We start from the raw sequence: 17,211 nt of genomic DNA, 5'->3' as shown, positions 1-17,211 counted from the left end.
AAAAAAAAGAACCCATCTTTTAAAAATGGGTACCTTTATAGGCGCTTAATGTCATAAAATTCATGAATTTCACGACTTTTAACGACAATATATCATTCACGACTTGATGCATCGCAGGTTGACCCGTCTTTACGTATTTATCATTCACACACTGCCAGACGTCATTTCCTGACACATGCTCATAACCAATCATTCTGAATTCCTCCGCCTTACTATTGCATAACGACTCAATGGTTGCTGTCCACTCATACTCGGTCATTTGCCTTGCTGGCTCTAAATCCGGATGATCCTCGTTTGTCATCGGCCTGTCCTCCTTCTCTTGCGAAGCCTCTGCACTAGTAGTCATTCGATATCATGCACCTTGATTCCTGCCCCCATCCCGAATTCCTTACAAAAAAATGACTGCATGGAAATGGACATGCCGCGCATAAGTATGAAGATAGGACATGTTAATGCGGCTCTACGAATGACACACTCATGTTCGAGTGTCCAAGAAAGTGGGAACGACCGTGACGAAGCAATCGTTTATTAAAGGGGCGCTTATCCTGCTTACAGCAGGAATCATCAATCGCATACTTGCATTCATCCCTCGTATCGCACTGCCCCGTATTATCGGTGCAGAGGGCGTCGGCATTTATCAGTTAGGCTATCCTTTTCTCATTGTTATGCTCACCGTCATCACAGGCGGCATTCCTCTTGCCGTAGCAAAATGGATTGCAGAAGCAGAATCCAAGGGTGATCATGGGCGGGTTAAGCAAATTTTCCGCACTGCGATGGGTCTTACAGTCGGTTTATCCATTGTTCTCACAGCACTTTTCCTTCTCTTCACCCCTTGGATCATTAATCATCTTATGACCGATAAACGTGTGTATCAAACCTTTTTGGTTATGAGTCCTTTGCTTCTCATCGTGGGTATATCTTCCGTTTATCGCGGCTATTTTCAAGGTAAGCAAAATATGCTCCCAACCGCTTTATCGCAAACCATAGAGACCATATTCCGCATCATATTCACTTTATTATTCGCGATTTGGTTATTGCCTTACGGCTTAGCTTGGGCTGCTGCTGGAGCGATGATAGGTGTCGTCATTGGAGAAATTGCCGGAATCGCTATCTTGCTCTGGCAGTATGCAAAAGACCGCCGTCATGCAACGAACGCTAAGCAGCTCCCAACAGAAAATGAAGATTTTGGAGTTACCTCCTTACTGTTAGGCCCTCCACAGCCGGCACTACGCAAGCTTGTTAATCTTTCCATTCCCGTTACTGTAAGCCGAATGATCGGTTCGTTGTCCTATCTCTTCGAATCTATTCTAACGGCTCGAGCTTTGGCAAAAGCAGGAATAGCTACAAGCATTGCCACAGCACAATATGGAGCACTCCAAGGCATGATCATTCCGGTTCTCTTGCTTCCTACAGCTCTGACTTACTCATTGGCTGTTTCACTAGTACCCTCCCTCTCTGAAGCGGCTGCAAAGGGGGACCGTGCAACGATCCATAAACGACTCCATCAATCGATGCGGCTTGCCCTTGTGACTGGAGCTCCTTTTGTCGTCGTGATGACCTTATTCGCTGAACCAATCTGCCGCATCCTTTATAATCACACTGAGATCGCTCCCATGCTCAGATTAATGGCGCCAATCGGCTTGTTTATCTATTTGCAAGCTCCCCTTCAGGCCGCTCTACAAGCGTTAGACAAGCCAGGAACAGCTTTGATGAATACCTTCATCGGCGCAGTCGTTAAATTAGTTCTCATTGTAAAATTAGCCTCAGATCCTTCATTTGGCATCTATGGTGCGTTAATTGCGATCAATATTAATATTGTTCTCGTTACCGTGCTGCACTGGATCAGCGTCGTGCGATTCGTTGGTTTTCGCATGCAATTCCTTGATTTCATTAAGGTTGGAGCAGCAATGTTCATCATGGGCGCTTCATCGCTTTGGGTAATGAATCAGCAGGCATTAACTGCCTTGTGGCAAAATTTGTCCATAGCTTGCATCGCGGGTCTCGTGGTTTACCTCATTCTCATGATCTACATGCGAATTATTGACCGTTATGACATTGCACGTTTACCTGGGTTTGGTCGATGGTTTCGTTAACTGCACGAAAAATATGACAAAAAGAGGAGCAGCACATAGGACTCATGCTTTGCTCCTCTTTCGATCCATTATTATTGTCTTGGAGTACGCCGCGAATCAATAAAGAGCTTCCCTTTATGATCCAAGGTGCACAGGAACACCTGTTTAAGGTCTGTGATCCCTTTCTGCCGAAGCTGATTGTTCAACCAAAATCGATCTTTGCCTAGACTTTCCAAATTATCGGAAACAACTTTACCATCCATGATGAGCGGTACGGGTAAAGATTCGAATCTGAAGTTTTTGGGAAAGGGCTTTGCAAGCTTCGTAATGCTTGGCGGCTGTTGACTGCCATTACCAGAAGCTGATGTTGCTGAGCTTTGCTGCTGACTGGAGGAGCTTTGCGGTTTTTCCTTCTGAATAACCGAAAGTTTTCCTGTTGTCTCGAGAAAAGCAAATTCAACGTCAGCAACAGTAGAGACTTGATTCTCTCTCAGCTGGACCATGAGATCATCCAGATTGTAGCGCTGCTTGTTCATCGCATCACGATTTATCTTTCCACGTTCGATAATAACCGTTGGTTTCCCATCAAACCAAAGTCGCAGCTTACGGTTCTTTAAGGTCAGAAAAGCCAATCCGATTTGAATCCCCATTAATAGGATCATCGGAAGCAGCCCGTCCATCAAAGGCCGCTTCGTATCCTCGATGACGATCACTGCAATCTCAGCAATCATGACGGAAATGACAAGATCCAGCACCGAAAGCTTCCCAATTTCCCTCTTCCCCATAAATCGCATAATTAAAAACACGATAAAATAGATGAAAACCGTACGGATCAACAGACTCCATATTTCCAATGGGACCGCCCTCCTAGGATGTTCATGTTTCACGAAATGCTTGGGTGCACTTCGCAAGCATTGACCCATGGTTTTATCGTGTGTCGGCCATTGTTGTAAATAAAACGAATAACCGATCATGGAAGTATTGTCACCTTTGGGCCTTCCCATCATACGGGGAGTCGATTTCGAAATTATGGGAGCAGAAAATAATATAAATAACCTGTTGAAATAACAAGCGATAATATCGTAAGCGGAGCCCCAACTTTGAGAAACTCCATATAGCTAAAGCCCTTCCCTTCACGCGAAGCAAGGCCTGCCACGATTACGTTAGCAGATGCGCCGATTAGCGTACCGTTGCCTCCTAAGCAAGCCCCGAGCGCTAAAGACCACCAAAGCGGATTCAACGCCTCTGGACTTCCCAAGTTCATCTCTACCCCTAAATTCTGTATAAGTGGAATCATGGTTGCTACAAACGGGATATTATCAATTGTGGCTGATGCGATGCCAGACACCCATAAGATGAGCATCGAAGTGTAGGTCAAGTCACCCGATGTTATCTCCAAGGTCATGGAGGCCAATTTCCCAATAACACCCGCCTCAATTAATCCGCCAACCAAAATGAAAAGACCAATAAAGAAGAAGATCATCTCCCATTCCACCAAATCAAATACTTGTTCAACAGCATGCTTACTCACTCCAACCAGCATGAGCAATGTTGCTCCAGCAATAGCAATGACAGCTGCCTCGACATGAAGGGTAGAATGCAGAACAAAACCAATTACTGTTAGCAGCATGACCACGACCGACTTGCGCATTAGCTTAGGATCGCGAATGCTTTCTTTTGCTGATAAGGATCGTAATTCTTTTTTAGCCGCTTCAGTAACGGTCAGCTTACGCCGATAGATCCATACCAATATCGCCATCGTTACCACCATAATAATGATGGCTATAGGAGCGAGATGAATTAGAAACGCATTGAACGTTAAATGTGGATTAGCTGACCCAATCATAATATTAGGAGGATCCCCAATTAACGTTGCAGTACCACCGATATTAGAAGCCAGAATTTCAGATATTAAATAGGGAACAGGCGAGATTTTTAAAATTCTCGTAATCGAAAGGGTAATGGGCACGACCAACAGCACCGTGGTCACATTATCCAGAAGTGCAGACCCGACGGCCGTCAATAACGTGAGAATGATAAGGATCCGCAGCGGTTCTCCTTTTGCTTGCTGAGAAGCTTTGATCGCAATGTATTCAAAAACACCTGTTTTGTTTGCAATCCCCACCAGCATCATCATTCCAATGAGTAGAAAAATCGTACTCCATTCAATATAGGCTGAAAAAGCGACCTGCAAGTCCACGATACCAAGCAACAGCATAATGACTGCACCAAAAATCGCTATCACAGCTCGATTCATTTTTTCCGTTATGATGATGGCATAAGTAAGTAGAAAAATGATAACCGCCGATACAACCTGCCAAAAAGCCGGATTGCCGGCTACTTCATGCTCCATGAAGCACATCCTCTCTGTTCGCATTCTCCAACATTATACAGGAACACATATTCGCTCGTCTATCTTGTACTATTTTCAGAGGCTTGACCATATGTTCTATATAGAAGTACCCGCTCAGAAATAGGTCGGAAGGATGATGGGAATGAAACAGGTAAATGCAATCAATTCCACCAAAAATGTTCCTGCAAAAGTTCAAGTGACGACACCTATGCTATCCGGAATTCTATATGCAGCAATATGGCTGGCAGTAGGTGCGCTGCTGCTCTCCGCACTGCTTCGCTTTGGCAGCATGCAAGAGAGTGAGCTGCCGCTCTACAGTATGCTCGTACACGGCTTGTCAGCCTTGGCAGGCGGCTATATTGCTGGGAAACGTTCTGGGACAAAGGGCTGGTATTATGGTGGCTTATTGGGCGTTGTATACGGCTTGCTCGTCCTGCTTGTCAGTTTTTTGGCTTCTAATACAGGCATAAGCGGAAGAACGCTAGCTATGCTAGGGGAGACTTTATTAGCTGGTGCTTTTGGTGGAATTGTGGGGGTAAATGCGAAGCGCTCCTGACAACGAATACCGTTTGTGAACAGGATTGGATTTGTAATCCCCCCTCTATAGTGTGCTATACTAAGTCGAGCCGAATAATTCGGATGCAAAATGTGCTTCTTAAGCAATTGGAAGCCGTTTTGTTATGCAACATTCTAGGGGGAAAGACAATACTATGACTTTGTTTGACAGCATGAGAACAGTTTCCATATACTCTGCAATCACGGTAACCTTGTTGATTTGGTATGGAGCAGCGTCGAATCCTTTTCGGATCGGTGGGTTATTCCTAAAGGAAATGGTCTTGAACCGCAAATATATGCTTCATTTCGTGGCCTTAATGCTCATTCTTTTCTGCAATAAACTGGAGCTTCAGATTGAGAGTACGATGACAGTTACTTATGACTATGCAGCATTCTTCCATTCCATTGAGGGCAATTTTGTAAAGAACCTTCAAGATGCTTTTCATAACAAGTACTTAACGACCTTTCTTGGATTTATGTATGTGATCGTCTTTCAAGCTCTGCTCATTGCTTCGATCGCTATCTATACCTTTCAAAGTAAGGACAGAAGAATGTTCTACGCCGTCTGTTATGCAGTCATGATCATCTATTTAGTGGCCATTCCCTTTTATTTATTCTTGCCCGTTAATGAAGTTTGGGCCTATGACCCAACTGTTCAATTCCTAATGGTCACGGATCATGTCTTCCCGAACTTCGAATCACAGTACCGAGCTCTATCAGGTATAGATAACTGCTTCCCAAGTTTGCATACAGCCATCTCTGTTACGCTTTCCATTCTCGCCGTTCGTTCTGGTAATAAACGTTGGGCATGGTTCTGCTGTACGAGTGCAGCCATTATCATTTTCTCTATCTTTTATCTAGGCATTCATTGGCTGATTGATATGTGTGGCGGCGTTCTACTAGGAGTTCTTGCATCCACTATAGCAATGCGCCTCAGCTCTGCTCAATTCTCACTTCGCAGAAGTCAGCGTACACTCAAGCGCTCTAACATTAACTATGTCCGTGAGGATGCAAAATAATAACGCTCCCAGAAACAAAAGCCAGCTTCCGGTGAACAACCGAGAGGCTGGCTTTTGTCATAGTTAACTAATAAAAAGCCAGGTCAATGAGAATGCAATCTCATTGACCTGGCTTTAGAATGGAACATTGGTAACTATGTAACTAATGCTAAGCTTTAATATCGTCCGCTTTTTCTTCTTTCTTCTCGAGCGAAGGTGCGGATGCTGTGACTGCTGCGCTATTCGTTACGTTATTGATTGAACTGCGATCAAATGTGATCTTGGTTGCATCGTTGACGCGAAGGACGACGATATCATCGGAGATCTCCATAATCGTACCGTGCATACCTCCGATTGTGACGATCTTGTCACCTTTCTTCAGCTGACTCAGCATTGCGTTACGGACCTTGGACTTACGCTGCTGCGGGCGGATAAGAAGGAAATAGAAAACCGCAAACATAAGAACAAATGGAAGAATCGATGCTGCTCCTGACATAATAATTCACCCCTTTCCTCAAAAGCCTTTATTGTTCTCAAAAAGTCCATATTTTGTAAAGAAAGCTTCCCGGAAATCAAGCAGTCGGTCATCCATAATGGCTTGACGAACGTCACGCATGAGCTGCAATAAGAAATGCAAATTGTGGATCGTCGTCAGACGAAGGCCAAAGGTTTCATCGGCTTTAATCAGATGACGGATGTACGCTCTGGAGTAATTCGTGCAGGTGTAGCAGCTGCATTCCGAATCTAATGGACCAAAGTCTTCCGCGAATTTCGCATTCTTAATATTCAATCTACCCGAACTTGTCATCGTAGTCCCATTACGAGCGATACGTGTTGGAAGTACACAATCGAACATATCTATTCCGCGAATAGAACCGTCTATAAGCGCGTCTGGTGATCCAACTCCCATTAAGTAACGCGGCTTCGTAGTCGGTAATAACGGAACTGTACATTCGAGCACCTTATACATCATATCCTTCGGTTCTCCGACGCTCAATCCACCAATAGCATACCCCGGGAAATCCATGGAAGTCAACTCGAGCGCGCTTTGGCGACGAAGATCCTCATACATTCCACCTTGCACAATCGCGAACAAAGCTTGGTCATGCGGGCGTGTATGTGAAGCCAGACATCTCTCAGCCCAACGCGTTGTCCGTTCAAGTGATTTTTTCACATAATCATATTCAGCTGGGAAAGGAGCACATTCGTCAAAAGCCATCATAATATCGGAGCCAAGTGCATTTTGAATTTCCATTGCCTTCTCAGGGGAGAGGAACAGCTTGTCACCATTCAAATGATTACGGAATTCAACGCCTTCTTCTTTAATCTTCCGCATATTACTTAGGCTGAATACTTGGAAGCCACCGCTGTCCGTTAGAATCGGACGATCCCAATTCATGAATTTATGCAATCCCCCAGCTTGCTTCACAATTTCATGTCCTGGACGGATAAAAAGATGGTACGTATTGCTTAAAATAATCTGAGCATCCATTGTCTTCAATTCTTCTGGGCTCATCGTCTTAACAGTTGCTTGCGTACCAACGGGCATAAATGCGGGTGTTTCAACAACTCCATGAGGCGTATGAACCCGTCCGAGACGGGCACCTGATTGTTTACATGTTTTAATTAGTTCGTAATTTATGGCCACTTTGCACTCTTCCTTATCCTTTGAGCAAATTATGATTCAACTCGCAAATTTGCTCTTCTAGTAAATAAACATTGCATCACCAAAGCTGAAGAAACGGTATTCCTGGTTAATTGCCTCCTGATAAGCATTCATAACAGCAGAACGACCAGCCAATGCGCTGACGAGCATAACAAGCGTCGACTTGGGCAGATGAAAGTTAGTCAGAAGCGCATCAACCAGCTTAAACTCATAACCAGGGTAAATAAAAATATCGGTCCATCCAGTGCATGCCTGGATTTGTCCAACCGGGAAGCGTGAAGCAGCCGTTTCTAACGTCCTGGCTGAGGTTGTACCAACTGCCACGATGCGACCACCCCGTTCCCGGGTTGCACGAAGGATCTCAGCCGTTTGCTCGCTAAGCTCATAATATTCGGAATGCATCTTATGCTCTTCGATGAGATCAACCGACATCGGTCGGAATGTACCTAATCCGACATGCAGCGTAACATAGGCAACCTGGATACCTTTTAGGATTAGCTGCTCAAGAAACGCCTGTGTAAAATGAAGACCTGCCGTAGGAGCTGCTGCTGAGCCTTCATGCTTCGCATATACAGTTTGATAGCGTTCACGATCGTCGAGCCGTTCTTTAATATAAGGCGGCAAAGGCATGTCCCCTAAGCGGTCTAGCAGCTCTTGGAAGATACCTGTGTAACGGAATTCAACTTCCCGTCCTCCCATGTCGCCCTCGCTAACAACTGTCGCAATAAGCAGTGGCTTGCCTGTGCCATCATCACCAAACGCGATCTCTGCTCCAATCTTTAGCCGCTTGCCAGGCTTGGCAAGCGTCTCCCATCGATCACCTGAAAGCTGCTTCAATAAAAGAAGCTCCGCTCTTGCCCCTGTGTCAGCCTTGGCACCAACCAATCTTGCTGGCATGACTCTAGTATCATTCAGGACAAGTGTGTCGCCTGATTGCAGCATGGAGGCCAGCTCTGTAAACGTATGATGCCCCGCCTGTCCAGATTGGCGATCAAGGGTGAGAAGTCTGGATGAGGTACGGTCAGCAAGTGGAGTTTGCGCAATCAAAGACTCCGGAAGTTCAAAATCAAAATCATCAACATTCATCGTTAGTGTCAGTCCTTAACAATCTTTATGTCTTTATAGTAGTATTGCAAAATATATTTGTAGTCATACCCTAATTCTGCCAAGCCTCTCGCACCGTACTGAGAAAGTCCAACACCATGGCCGTTTCCATTACCGACAAACCGGAAGGTAGGATTTTTAGTTGCTGCCCGGAGCTTTCCTTCGCCATTCATAATAAATATATTATTGCCTGCAAGTTCTTTGGCCTGCCCATCGCCACCTACCACCACAAGCACGCTGCTGGAAGCTGGACGCTCCTGCACCAGACCATCCGTTCCGGCAATTGTCATACGAGCTGTTTCGTCAATATCGAACCGGGTACTCGGCAATCCGCCAAATGCTGCACGGAAACTATCCGGGGTCTTCACTGCAAGCTTTACGCCATTGGCTAAAAGCTCGGTTGGGCGGCCGGACGGTCCGATCTGGCTTGCCTCTAACGTTCGAATAGGTCCGCTAATTGGCTTATTCAGCTTGCCTGCCGTCAGAGCCAGTAATGCCTCTGGTGTGTAAGGGCCCCTAATCCATGACATTTCATTGGATTGCGAAACCTTTTCAAGCATGACAACAAGCGTCCCTTTATTTGCCTGTCCCACAGCAGGCACATCATCTTGAACAAGCGGTATCGGACGAACTTTAACGCCATCCCCTTTAATTCGCAGGAGTGCTTGTCCGATTGCTGTCTTTTGCCCGGAATCTTCTACCAGATCCTCACGAACATAACCAACATCTCCGTTAGGCAAGACAACCCGATACCAGCGATTTAGTCCCTTCTCCGAAGACTCGTCAGGGCTGGATACTGTTTTTAGATAAGCAACATCACTGCCCCAAATTTCTTTAGCATCTGCTGTAGCTCCTCCTGCACTTGAAGAGAAAACCGACTCGATAACCTTGCCATTATACATGGCCACTTCACCGCTGGTTGCATCAACAGCTGCAATTGTAGACGGCTTCTCCGAGCCTATACCTCCGTAAGCCTGACTTAAGGTGGTATCCACTACATGAGCGATTTGAAAACCAAATCCTTGGTAGATGGCATAGGTTCGTGCAGCGACCGCTTGTGCTTTTAAAGCTTCAGCCGACCAAGATGATGGCATCTCTGCACCGACAACCGCATATAGGTATTGCTCAAAAGGGAGCTCATTGATAATGGCAAGCTTATTATTAAATCCACTAACTTCGAATTGCCCCCGATAGCTGCGATTATATCGCTCCACAAGCTTGATGCCAGTGGATGCAGTCGTTGAAAGAGAAATCTTAGCACCACTCATGGGAACCGTATATAAAGTAAGAGGGTTCTGAGCGGATTCCGCTATTGTGTAATCATCACGCAATGCCATATATACGGATGAAGCATCCAAAGGTCGCAAAGAAATTCCATTCGCACCTTTAGTCGCTAGCGCTTTCACATTCTCAAGGGATGCAGCATCTGTTGCTGCACCAACAAGTACCGTGTATGTGGACGCCGCAGCTCCTGTCTGCTTCAGCGCTGGAAAAGCATCGACACCCACAGCTCCGAATGATTGCGCTCCTATGATCGCATCTGCCTTTGAGGTGAAAGTACCTGCTTCCAAATGAAGCGGCCCCTTCAAATCCAGCTTTGAATTACCTCCGATTAAACCAGCGATGGCACTGTCCTTACTCCAACGGTCTGCTGCTGTACGGGCTTCAGCTGCTGTTGCATACGCGCCTTCAATTACCTGATAAACCAGACCGCTGCTCTGGTATAACGAAGTCAGAATTCCTGTGCCGCCAAGTGCCTTCAAACGTTTCAATACAGCTAAGGCCGTCTGAAAGTTCGCGTTTTCGACAACGATGGGCTTATAATCATCCAGCGTGAACCGAATCGTCTCTGCTGCTTTAGTTTGAAAGATCGGACTTACACCAGCAGGCTGACGCAAACCAACTTGAATGGCTGCAGCTGAGCTGAAGGTCGTACTCGTCGTATTGAGCTTGTACTTTCCTGGAACTTCAAGGAATATCCCTACTCGTACCGTATCAAGCTTCGGCACTGCCCCAAGTGATGGCCTTTCTGTCCAAATCGATAATATCAAAAGCAGAGATAGGAGTACCGTAATTGTTCGCATCATTTTGGGTATCCCAAACCTAACCGTTCGTTTGTCATTCCTATCTGCATGAACACTTACGACTTTCATTCGCCGCTCATCCCCCTAATGCTTAATTGCGCCTCGGTAGGTTGCAAGCTCCATTCTCACAGCTTTCATCCGTCTTACCGAACCAATCATACCTTTTGGTCGCTATGAATCGGTAAAGCACATCTGCAACGCCACGCATCCCTGGAACGCGATAAAACAATGCTAACCATGCAAATCCTCTAACCGTGCGAAGAATCCGAATGATTCCATCAGCGCCCGCATAAATATGTCCATTTTGTTCGATAACATGTATTTTTGACATAAGCCGCTCATGAGAAACAGAATCAATACCTGGGATTTCCTCGTAAGAATCCTCCAAGGACTGAATGGACACAAACCGTAATATAGCGTTGGAACGAAGCTCCTTTAACCGACGCACACTTGTCAGACATAAATTACAGGTGCCATCATAGATCACATATAGCTTGTCGCGTTTACGCTTGCTTGTATCCAACCGTTTACTCATGACGACTATACGCCTCCTTCATCCAATAAGCTCTCCACATCGCCGGGCTGCTGTGGCACTGGAAGTCCTAAATGCCGATAAGCAAGCGGCGTAACCATACGGCCGCGCGGTGTCCGCTGAAGAAAGCCAATCTGCATCAGATAAGGTTCATAGACATCTTCAATTGTTTGGCTTTCCTCGCCAATGGTTGCAGCGATCGTATCCAATCCTACAGGGCCTCCACGATAAATCGAGATCATGGCACGCAGCATTTTGTGATCAATCTGGTCCAGGCCCAGCGGATCGACCTGAATAAGCTCAAGCGCTGAACGAGCTAGCTGATGTGTCACAATTCCATCGCCGCGCACCTGGGCAAAATCACGTACCCGCTTCAAAAGTCGGTTCGCAATACGAGGCGTCCCTCGTGAACGCGTAGCGATCTCGCCGGCTGCTTCCCCAATAACAGTGACACCAAGAATCTCGGAAGCCCGCATGACAATATAAGCTAGCTCATCAACATTATAGAACTCCAATCTGCTGACCACGCCGAATCGATCACGAAGTGGCGCAGAAAGCAATCCAGCCCTAGTTGTAGCACCAATCAATGTAAAAGGCGGAAGTTCTAGTCTAACTGAACGCGCGCTTGGCCCTTTGCCAATCATAATATCAAGCGCAAAGTCTTCCATCGCCGGATATAACACTTCCTCTACCGAGCGGTGAAGACGATGTATCTCATCGATGAACAGCACGTCGCCCTCCTGCAGGTTAGTCAGAAGTGCGGCGAGATCACCGGGTCTTTCAATAGCAGGACCACTAGTCGTTCTTAAGCTAACCCCAAGCTCATTTGCAATGATGTTCGATAGAGTAGTTTTGCCAAGTCCAGGAGGACCATATAGCAATACATGATCAAGTGCTTCCTTGCGAAGCTTAGCTGCTTCGATGAAAACTTTTAAATTCTCTTTCACTTGCGTTTGGCCGATATATTCAGACAAATAACGCGGACGCAAACTTAGCTCCACCGCTTGATCTTCCATCATGAGGTTGGCGGAAATTATCCGATCGTCCATTCACGCTTGCCCCTCTCCAATCAACCTTTAAACAGCTGCTGCAACGCTCGCTTCATTAATGCATCTACCGATTCATTTAAGACAGGAGCATCTTTAAGTGCTTGCCAAGCTCGATCCAGCTCCGCTGCTGTATACCCAAGAGCAGCGAGTGCTTCGCGAGCTTCACGCCAGTCTTCTCCACCTTGAAGTCCATCACTGCTTCCTCCGAATGCCCCTTCTAGCTCAAGCCCAGCAGCAGCGAAACTGAACCCGCCAGGAATAGCATCCAGCTTATCTTTCAAATCTAGAATCATCCGCTGTGCGGTTTTCTTACCGATTCCAGGCAGCTTCGTTAAGAACACAATATTCTCCTGCTGAATCGCCGCCGCAATCGTTTCGGGTTTGCCCCCTGCAAGGATACCGAGCGCAACACGCGGACCAATACCTGATACCTCTAGAAGCTTCCTGAACATCGCCTGCTCTTCTCTGGTAGCAAAGCCAAACAGCAGCACAGCGTCTTCGCGTACATGATGATGCGTGTAAATCGTCACAGTATCATCATTCTTCACAAAGGTATACGGATTCGGTGTGAACAATCGATAACCTATATCCCTCACATCGACAACTACATATTCGGTATCCCAATGAACCACACGGCCTCGCACAAAATCGATCATCGACCGTTCACCTCATTTACTTTCTGTGTCAGAACATAAGAATGAGCGTGGCAAATCGCCACGGCCAAAGCATCCGCTACGTCATCGGGCTTGGGTATCGCGCTTAACTTAAGCAGCATTCGCACCATCTCTTGAACCTGACGTTTCTCCGCTTTGCCATAACCGACGACTGCCTGCTTCACTTGAAGCGGAGTGAATTCTGCAACCGATAAGCCTCGCTGAGCCGCTGCTAATATGATAACACCACGAGCCTGACCAACCGAAAATGCAGTGGTTACATTCTTATTGAAAAAGAGCTTCTCTACCGCAACCGTGTCTGGCTTGTACTTATCCATTAACGCACATGCGGACTCGTACACCTGCTTCAACCGTTCCTCTTGAGGTGTGTGCGCTTCCGTCTGAATGCAGCCATATTGGACGGGGACGAGTTTACTCCCGATTTTGTCAATAAAACCGAATCCTACAATAGCAATACCCGGATCAATTCCTAGTACACGCAAGCCGCTTCTCTCCTCACGCCAATGCAATGGTCAAAAATTGGCTTCCATCTATTATAGCAAATGATAAGCGGTATGAGAACACGCGTTTTGTCCTAGAGACATAATAAAGAGGACGTCCTAGATCAATGATCAGTCGTCCTCTCCTCTCATCCTAAATTCAATTAGTAGGTGGGTTTCATCACTTTCTGGCTTTTTTCAACTGCAAAATCACTAAAGGTGGACAACACGCTGTTATAAGCATCCTTATCTGTAATTCGAATGCCGTTTATCAGATTATCAAGCTGATCCTTCGGGAGACTGCTTTCCATGTAACGTACATCCAGCTGAAAAAAAGTTCGAAGCACTTTCTCTTTCTTTGGTGAGCCTTCGAATAAAGAAAGATTACCGTGCTTATCCATCCCAATAAAGGCATTTTGTTTGCAAGCATTAGACATATCGTCAATTCGCTGCTCCAGAACTACCGTACCTGACTGATCCTGAATGGCCGTCCACTCGGAATGGTCTCGCAATAGTTGAAGAACGTCCCTGGCATTCATTTGTCCTAGGGAAGTTATTTCATCCCCGCATAGGTACAAGCGGTGAAGCTTCACTGTAATTAAACCTTTATGCTCATCCAGCATTTGAATAACGCTTCGGACTTCCTCTCCCGGTTTCAGAAATGAATCAACAACTTCATTATTTCGAAGGGGCTGAGCGTGAACGGAGCCAGGAGATATGAACATGAGCAACCCGATCACGGCAACAATATAACATCCGAGCTGCCATACGGGTCCACGATTACGGCGTAACTTCTTCTTTAACTGCTTCCATAGACTAAATTCTATCATGGAGGAACTCCCCCTTATTTCCTTTTTTGTTATCATCCCTCCTTGGTTAGGGAAATATGCACAATTGTTTATTACAAGTAAGAAACGGCTAACGCCGTCCTTGGCGGCGAAGCAAGTTTCTTCCCTCTGAAATATAAGCAAAGTATAGAGAAAAGTTTTACTTTCATATTTTGCAAGCAAAAAACACCTCAGAGATAAACATCGATTGGACTCGCGCCAACCGTGTTCATCTTTGAGGTGTTCAACAAACTGCAAGTCTTACTAGGAACTATCGATTAATCCATGGCAGGCTACCACTGCGTTTGGGCTGAGATTGACGTGTCTGGCGGATTGCAGCCTTTTTGACTGGTTTGCGCGCGGATACGGATTTAATATTATTGAGCAGTTCAACCTTTTCTTCAACTACAGCAGCATCTACTTCCAATTCTTCTTCACGATCATGACATCCGCAATTGCAAGGTTTCTTCTTTGCTCCCGCAGTCTGGACAGGTGATAGCTGGCCATGACCTGCATAGGTGTAGCCTGGATAAGGTGATCCTTGTGGACCAACAGACTCTGGAGAAACCATGGATGGATAACCATAGCCATAACAATCAAGTGGTCCGACTCCAGCTGGTGATACCGCTGTTGGGTGATAACCATAACCGTATCCTTGTGGTCCTACATTTGCTGGTGATACTGCCATTGGGTGCTCATAGCCATAGCCGTATCCCATCGGACCGGTTGCTGCTGGTGACACTGCCATCGGATGCTCATAGCCATAGCCGTATCCCATCGGACCGGTTGCTGCTGGTAACACTGCCATCGGGTGCTCATAGCCATAGCCGAATCCTAGCGGGCCGGTTGCTGCTGGGGATACCGCCATTGGCTGTTCAAATCCATAGCCGAAACCTTGCGGGCCGGTCGCTGCTGGGGATACCGCCGTTGGCTGCTCGAAACCAAAGCCGTAACCTTGCGGTCCGGTTGCTGCAGGTGATACGGCTGTTGGCTGTTCGAAACCAAAGCCGTGGCTGTAACCCTGCGGGTCGGTTGCTGCTGGGGATACCGCCGTTGGCTGCTCGAAACCATAGCCGTAACCTTGCGGTCCGGTTGCTGCTGGGGATACCGCCATTGGCTGCTCGAAACCATAGCCGTGGCTGTAACCCTGCGGGCCGGTTGCTGCTGGGGATACCGCCATTGGCTGTTCGAATCCATAGCCGAATCCCTGCGGGCCGGTTACTGCTGGGGATACCGCCATTGGCTGCTCGAAACCATAGCCGTGGCTGTAACCCTGCGGGCCGGTTGCTGCTGGGGATACCGCCATTGGCTGCTCGAAACCATAGCCGTGGCTGTAACCCTGCGGGCCGGTTGCTGCTGGGGATACCGCCATTGGCTGCTCAAAACCATAGCCGTGGCTGTAACCCTGCGGGCCGGTTGCTGCTGGGGATACCGCCATTGGCTGCTCAAAACCATAGCCGTGGCTGTAACCCTGCGGGCCGGTTGCTGCTGGGGATACCGCCATTGGCTGCTCAAAACCGTAACCATGCGGCGAATTCCAAGATCCATAAGAAACTGGAGGAGGTGCTCCCCAAGGTAAGGTAGATGCCCCCATTACTTCTTCCGGCGGACACCACTCTGGAGACACATTTGATGCAGGACTGGTCACAGATTGAGGATAGCCATATCCTCCAGTAGAAGCGGGAGAAATTGTAGTTTGGCTATAGCCGTACCCATACGTTGGCGCTTGGATCGCTGGAGATATTTCTGTTTTTGGCATCTCGTGGTGTGCAATCACTTCCGTAGCAGGAACGTTATATTGTTGGAAAAGATTAATGTTTTTCTCATATTGAATATGGACAGGGTATTGTTTGTGTTCAATCGGTTTTTCAACAATTGGCTTCTCAATCGGCATCGGAGCCGGCGCTGGAACTGGTGTAGGTACTGGTGTTGGAACAGGAGTTGGTGCTGGAACTGGTGTTGGTACTGGAACTGGTACTGGAACTGGTACCGGTGTTGGTACTGGAACTGGTACAGGTGTTGGTAAGGGTGCCGTACTCGGTTTCTGTCCAGTTGGAACTTTGCCAATAGGAGCTGTTGACATTTTCCCCATAAGCCCTTGAACGCCCTCCATCATCGACAATGGATGTAAAGGGTGATGTGCATGCTCCGTACTTTGCATCGCTAGATGGTGCCCCGCTTGATGCTCACCATGATGCCCTGCGTGGTGTCCTGCTTGATGCTCAACATGATGTCCTGCATGATGCCCTGCATGGTGTTCCAGGAGATGCGCACCTTGAGTACTCTCTTGCATCTTTGGCATATTGCTTGGTGTGCTGGCTTTAGGTATATTAACAACTTCACCTGTCAGCAGCACATTTGGATTTTTCAGCTGTGGATTAGCTTTGATCATATCGCTTAAAGGCACACCCCATGCTTTGGAAAGTTGCCATAGGGAATCACCTTGCTTCACGACATGTTGATGCATAATCTCCATATCACTTGGTTTAGACGTAGGTATTTTAATCTTCATGCCTACTTCGATCACATCCGGGTTCGCAATGGATGGATTAAGCTGTAAAACTTCTTCCAACGAGACGTCATATTTCTGCGCAATTGAAAATAACGAATCGCCTTTCTTAACAATATGGATTTTCACTCGCCACATGCCTCCTGTCACGTTCTCACGCCCTGATTGTTGACGCGGCAAACGCCCGTTATCATTCCCTACATCCTATGCAGAAGATAGGCGACTGTCACCCTATTAGCAGAAAAAAAAAGAAGCTCCTATGGCCAATGGCTCAAGATAAGCTTCTTCAATATTAATCCACCTAATCCG

General features: G+C 46.8%; 16 protein-coding genes. 3 read left to right on the top strand and 13 right to left on the bottom strand.

Annotated features, from left to right (window positions below):
* Nucleotides 1-19 precede the first annotated feature (19 nt).
* Nucleotides 20-301: a post-transcriptional regulator gene (locus tag EKN16_RS03075; protein WP_232016180.1), complete on the bottom strand. Its 282-nt coding sequence runs from the start codon at nucleotides 299-301 to the stop codon at nucleotides 20-22.
* Between the two features lie 208 nt (nucleotides 302-509).
* Here EKN16_RS03075 and spoVB point away from each other — a divergent pair, with 208 nt between their 5' ends.
* A complete protein-coding gene (gene spoVB, locus EKN16_RS03070; protein ID WP_125665798.1) occupies nucleotides 510-2,093 on the top strand; it encodes a stage V sporulation protein B in 1,584 nt (527 codons plus the stop codon).
* A 71-nt stretch (nucleotides 2,094-2,164) separates the two neighbouring features.
* Here spoVB and EKN16_RS03065 read toward each other — a convergent pair whose 3' ends face one another.
* Nucleotides 2,165-2,866, bottom strand: coding sequence for a YetF domain-containing protein (locus EKN16_RS03065; RefSeq protein ID WP_408636399.1), 702 nt, complete (start codon nucleotides 2,864-2,866; stop codon nucleotides 2,165-2,167).
* 233 nt (nucleotides 2,867-3,099) lie between these two features.
* Nucleotides 3,100-4,425, bottom strand: coding sequence for an ArsB/NhaD family transporter (locus EKN16_RS03060; RefSeq protein ID WP_125653652.1), 1,326 nt, complete (start codon nucleotides 4,423-4,425; stop codon nucleotides 3,100-3,102).
* A 142-nt stretch (nucleotides 4,426-4,567) separates the two neighbouring features.
* Between EKN16_RS03060 and EKN16_RS03055 the strand changes: the two genes are divergently transcribed.
* Together EKN16_RS03055 and EKN16_RS03050 are read left to right on the top strand one after the other, a co-directional pair.
* Nucleotides 4,568-4,981: a TIGR04086 family membrane protein gene (locus tag EKN16_RS03055; protein ID WP_221226551.1), complete on the top strand. Its 414-nt coding sequence runs from the start codon at nucleotides 4,568-4,570 to the stop codon at nucleotides 4,979-4,981.
* Nucleotides 4,982-5,153: 172 nt separating this feature from the next.
* A complete protein-coding gene (locus EKN16_RS03050) occupies nucleotides 5,154-5,999 on the top strand; it encodes a phosphatase PAP2 family protein (RefSeq protein WP_232016175.1) in 846 nt (281 codons plus the stop codon).
* 148 nt (nucleotides 6,000-6,147) lie between these two features.
* Here EKN16_RS03050 and yajC read toward each other — a convergent pair whose 3' ends face one another.
* The 10 genes from yajC to EKN16_RS33610 all read right to left on the bottom strand — a co-directional run bounded on the left by yajC (nucleotide 6,148) and on the right by EKN16_RS33610 (nucleotide 17,031).
* On the bottom strand, nucleotides 6,148-6,474 hold the full coding sequence (yajC, locus tag EKN16_RS03045; RefSeq protein WP_125653650.1) for a preprotein translocase subunit YajC: 327 nt from the start codon (nucleotides 6,472-6,474) through the stop codon (nucleotides 6,148-6,150).
* A gap of 18 nt (nucleotides 6,475-6,492) precedes the next feature.
* Entirely contained in the window at nucleotides 6,493-7,626 is a 1,134-nt protein-coding gene (tgt, locus tag EKN16_RS03040) for a tRNA guanosine(34) transglycosylase Tgt (RefSeq protein WP_125653649.1), read from the bottom strand.
* 57 nt (nucleotides 7,627-7,683) lie between these two features.
* Nucleotides 7,684-8,730, bottom strand: a complete 1,047-nt coding sequence (gene queA / locus EKN16_RS03035; protein WP_125653648.1) for a tRNA preQ1(34) S-adenosylmethionine ribosyltransferase-isomerase QueA — start codon at nucleotides 8,728-8,730, stop codon at nucleotides 7,684-7,686.
* Between the two features lie 8 nt (nucleotides 8,731-8,738).
* Nucleotides 8,739-10,901, bottom strand: a complete 2,163-nt coding sequence (locus tag EKN16_RS03030) for a SpoIID/LytB domain-containing protein (RefSeq protein ID WP_232016173.1) — start codon at nucleotides 10,899-10,901, stop codon at nucleotides 8,739-8,741.
* A gap of 22 nt (nucleotides 10,902-10,923) precedes the next feature.
* Entirely contained in the window at nucleotides 10,924-11,367 is a 444-nt protein-coding gene (locus EKN16_RS03025; RefSeq protein WP_125653647.1) for a thiol-disulfide oxidoreductase DCC family protein, read from the bottom strand.
* Between the two features lie 5 nt (nucleotides 11,368-11,372).
* Nucleotides 11,373-12,413: a Holliday junction branch migration DNA helicase RuvB gene (ruvB, locus tag EKN16_RS03020; RefSeq protein ID WP_125653646.1), complete on the bottom strand. Its 1,041-nt coding sequence runs from the start codon at nucleotides 12,411-12,413 to the stop codon at nucleotides 11,373-11,375.
* A 20-nt stretch (nucleotides 12,414-12,433) separates the two neighbouring features.
* The gene (ruvA, locus tag EKN16_RS03015; protein WP_125653645.1) at nucleotides 12,434-13,069 is read right to left on the bottom strand and encodes a Holliday junction branch migration protein RuvA; all 636 of its coding nucleotides are present in this window, start codon (nucleotides 13,067-13,069) and stop codon (nucleotides 12,434-12,436) included.
* A complete protein-coding gene (gene ruvC, locus EKN16_RS03010; RefSeq protein ID WP_125653644.1) occupies nucleotides 13,066-13,569 on the bottom strand; it encodes a crossover junction endodeoxyribonuclease RuvC in 504 nt (167 codons plus the stop codon). The genes ruvA and ruvC overlap by 4 nt, the downstream gene beginning before the upstream one ends.
* A gap of 161 nt (nucleotides 13,570-13,730) precedes the next feature.
* Nucleotides 13,731-14,396: a BofC C-terminal domain-containing protein gene (locus EKN16_RS03005; protein WP_164522652.1), complete on the bottom strand. Its 666-nt coding sequence runs from the start codon at nucleotides 14,394-14,396 to the stop codon at nucleotides 13,731-13,733.
* A 268-nt stretch (nucleotides 14,397-14,664) separates the two neighbouring features.
* Entirely contained in the window at nucleotides 14,665-17,031 is a 2,367-nt protein-coding gene (locus EKN16_RS33610; RefSeq protein ID WP_179955589.1) for a LysM peptidoglycan-binding domain-containing protein, read from the bottom strand.
* Nucleotides 17,032-17,211 lie beyond the last annotated feature (180 nt).

It is taken from the genome of Paenibacillus baekrokdamisoli, from assembly GCF_003945345.1.
Classification (GTDB): domain Bacteria; phylum Bacillota; class Bacilli; order Paenibacillales; family Paenibacillaceae; genus Paenibacillus_Z; species Paenibacillus_Z baekrokdamisoli.
Note: the sequence above shows the minus strand (reverse complement) of the source record. Positions and strands in the feature narration are given on the sequence as shown.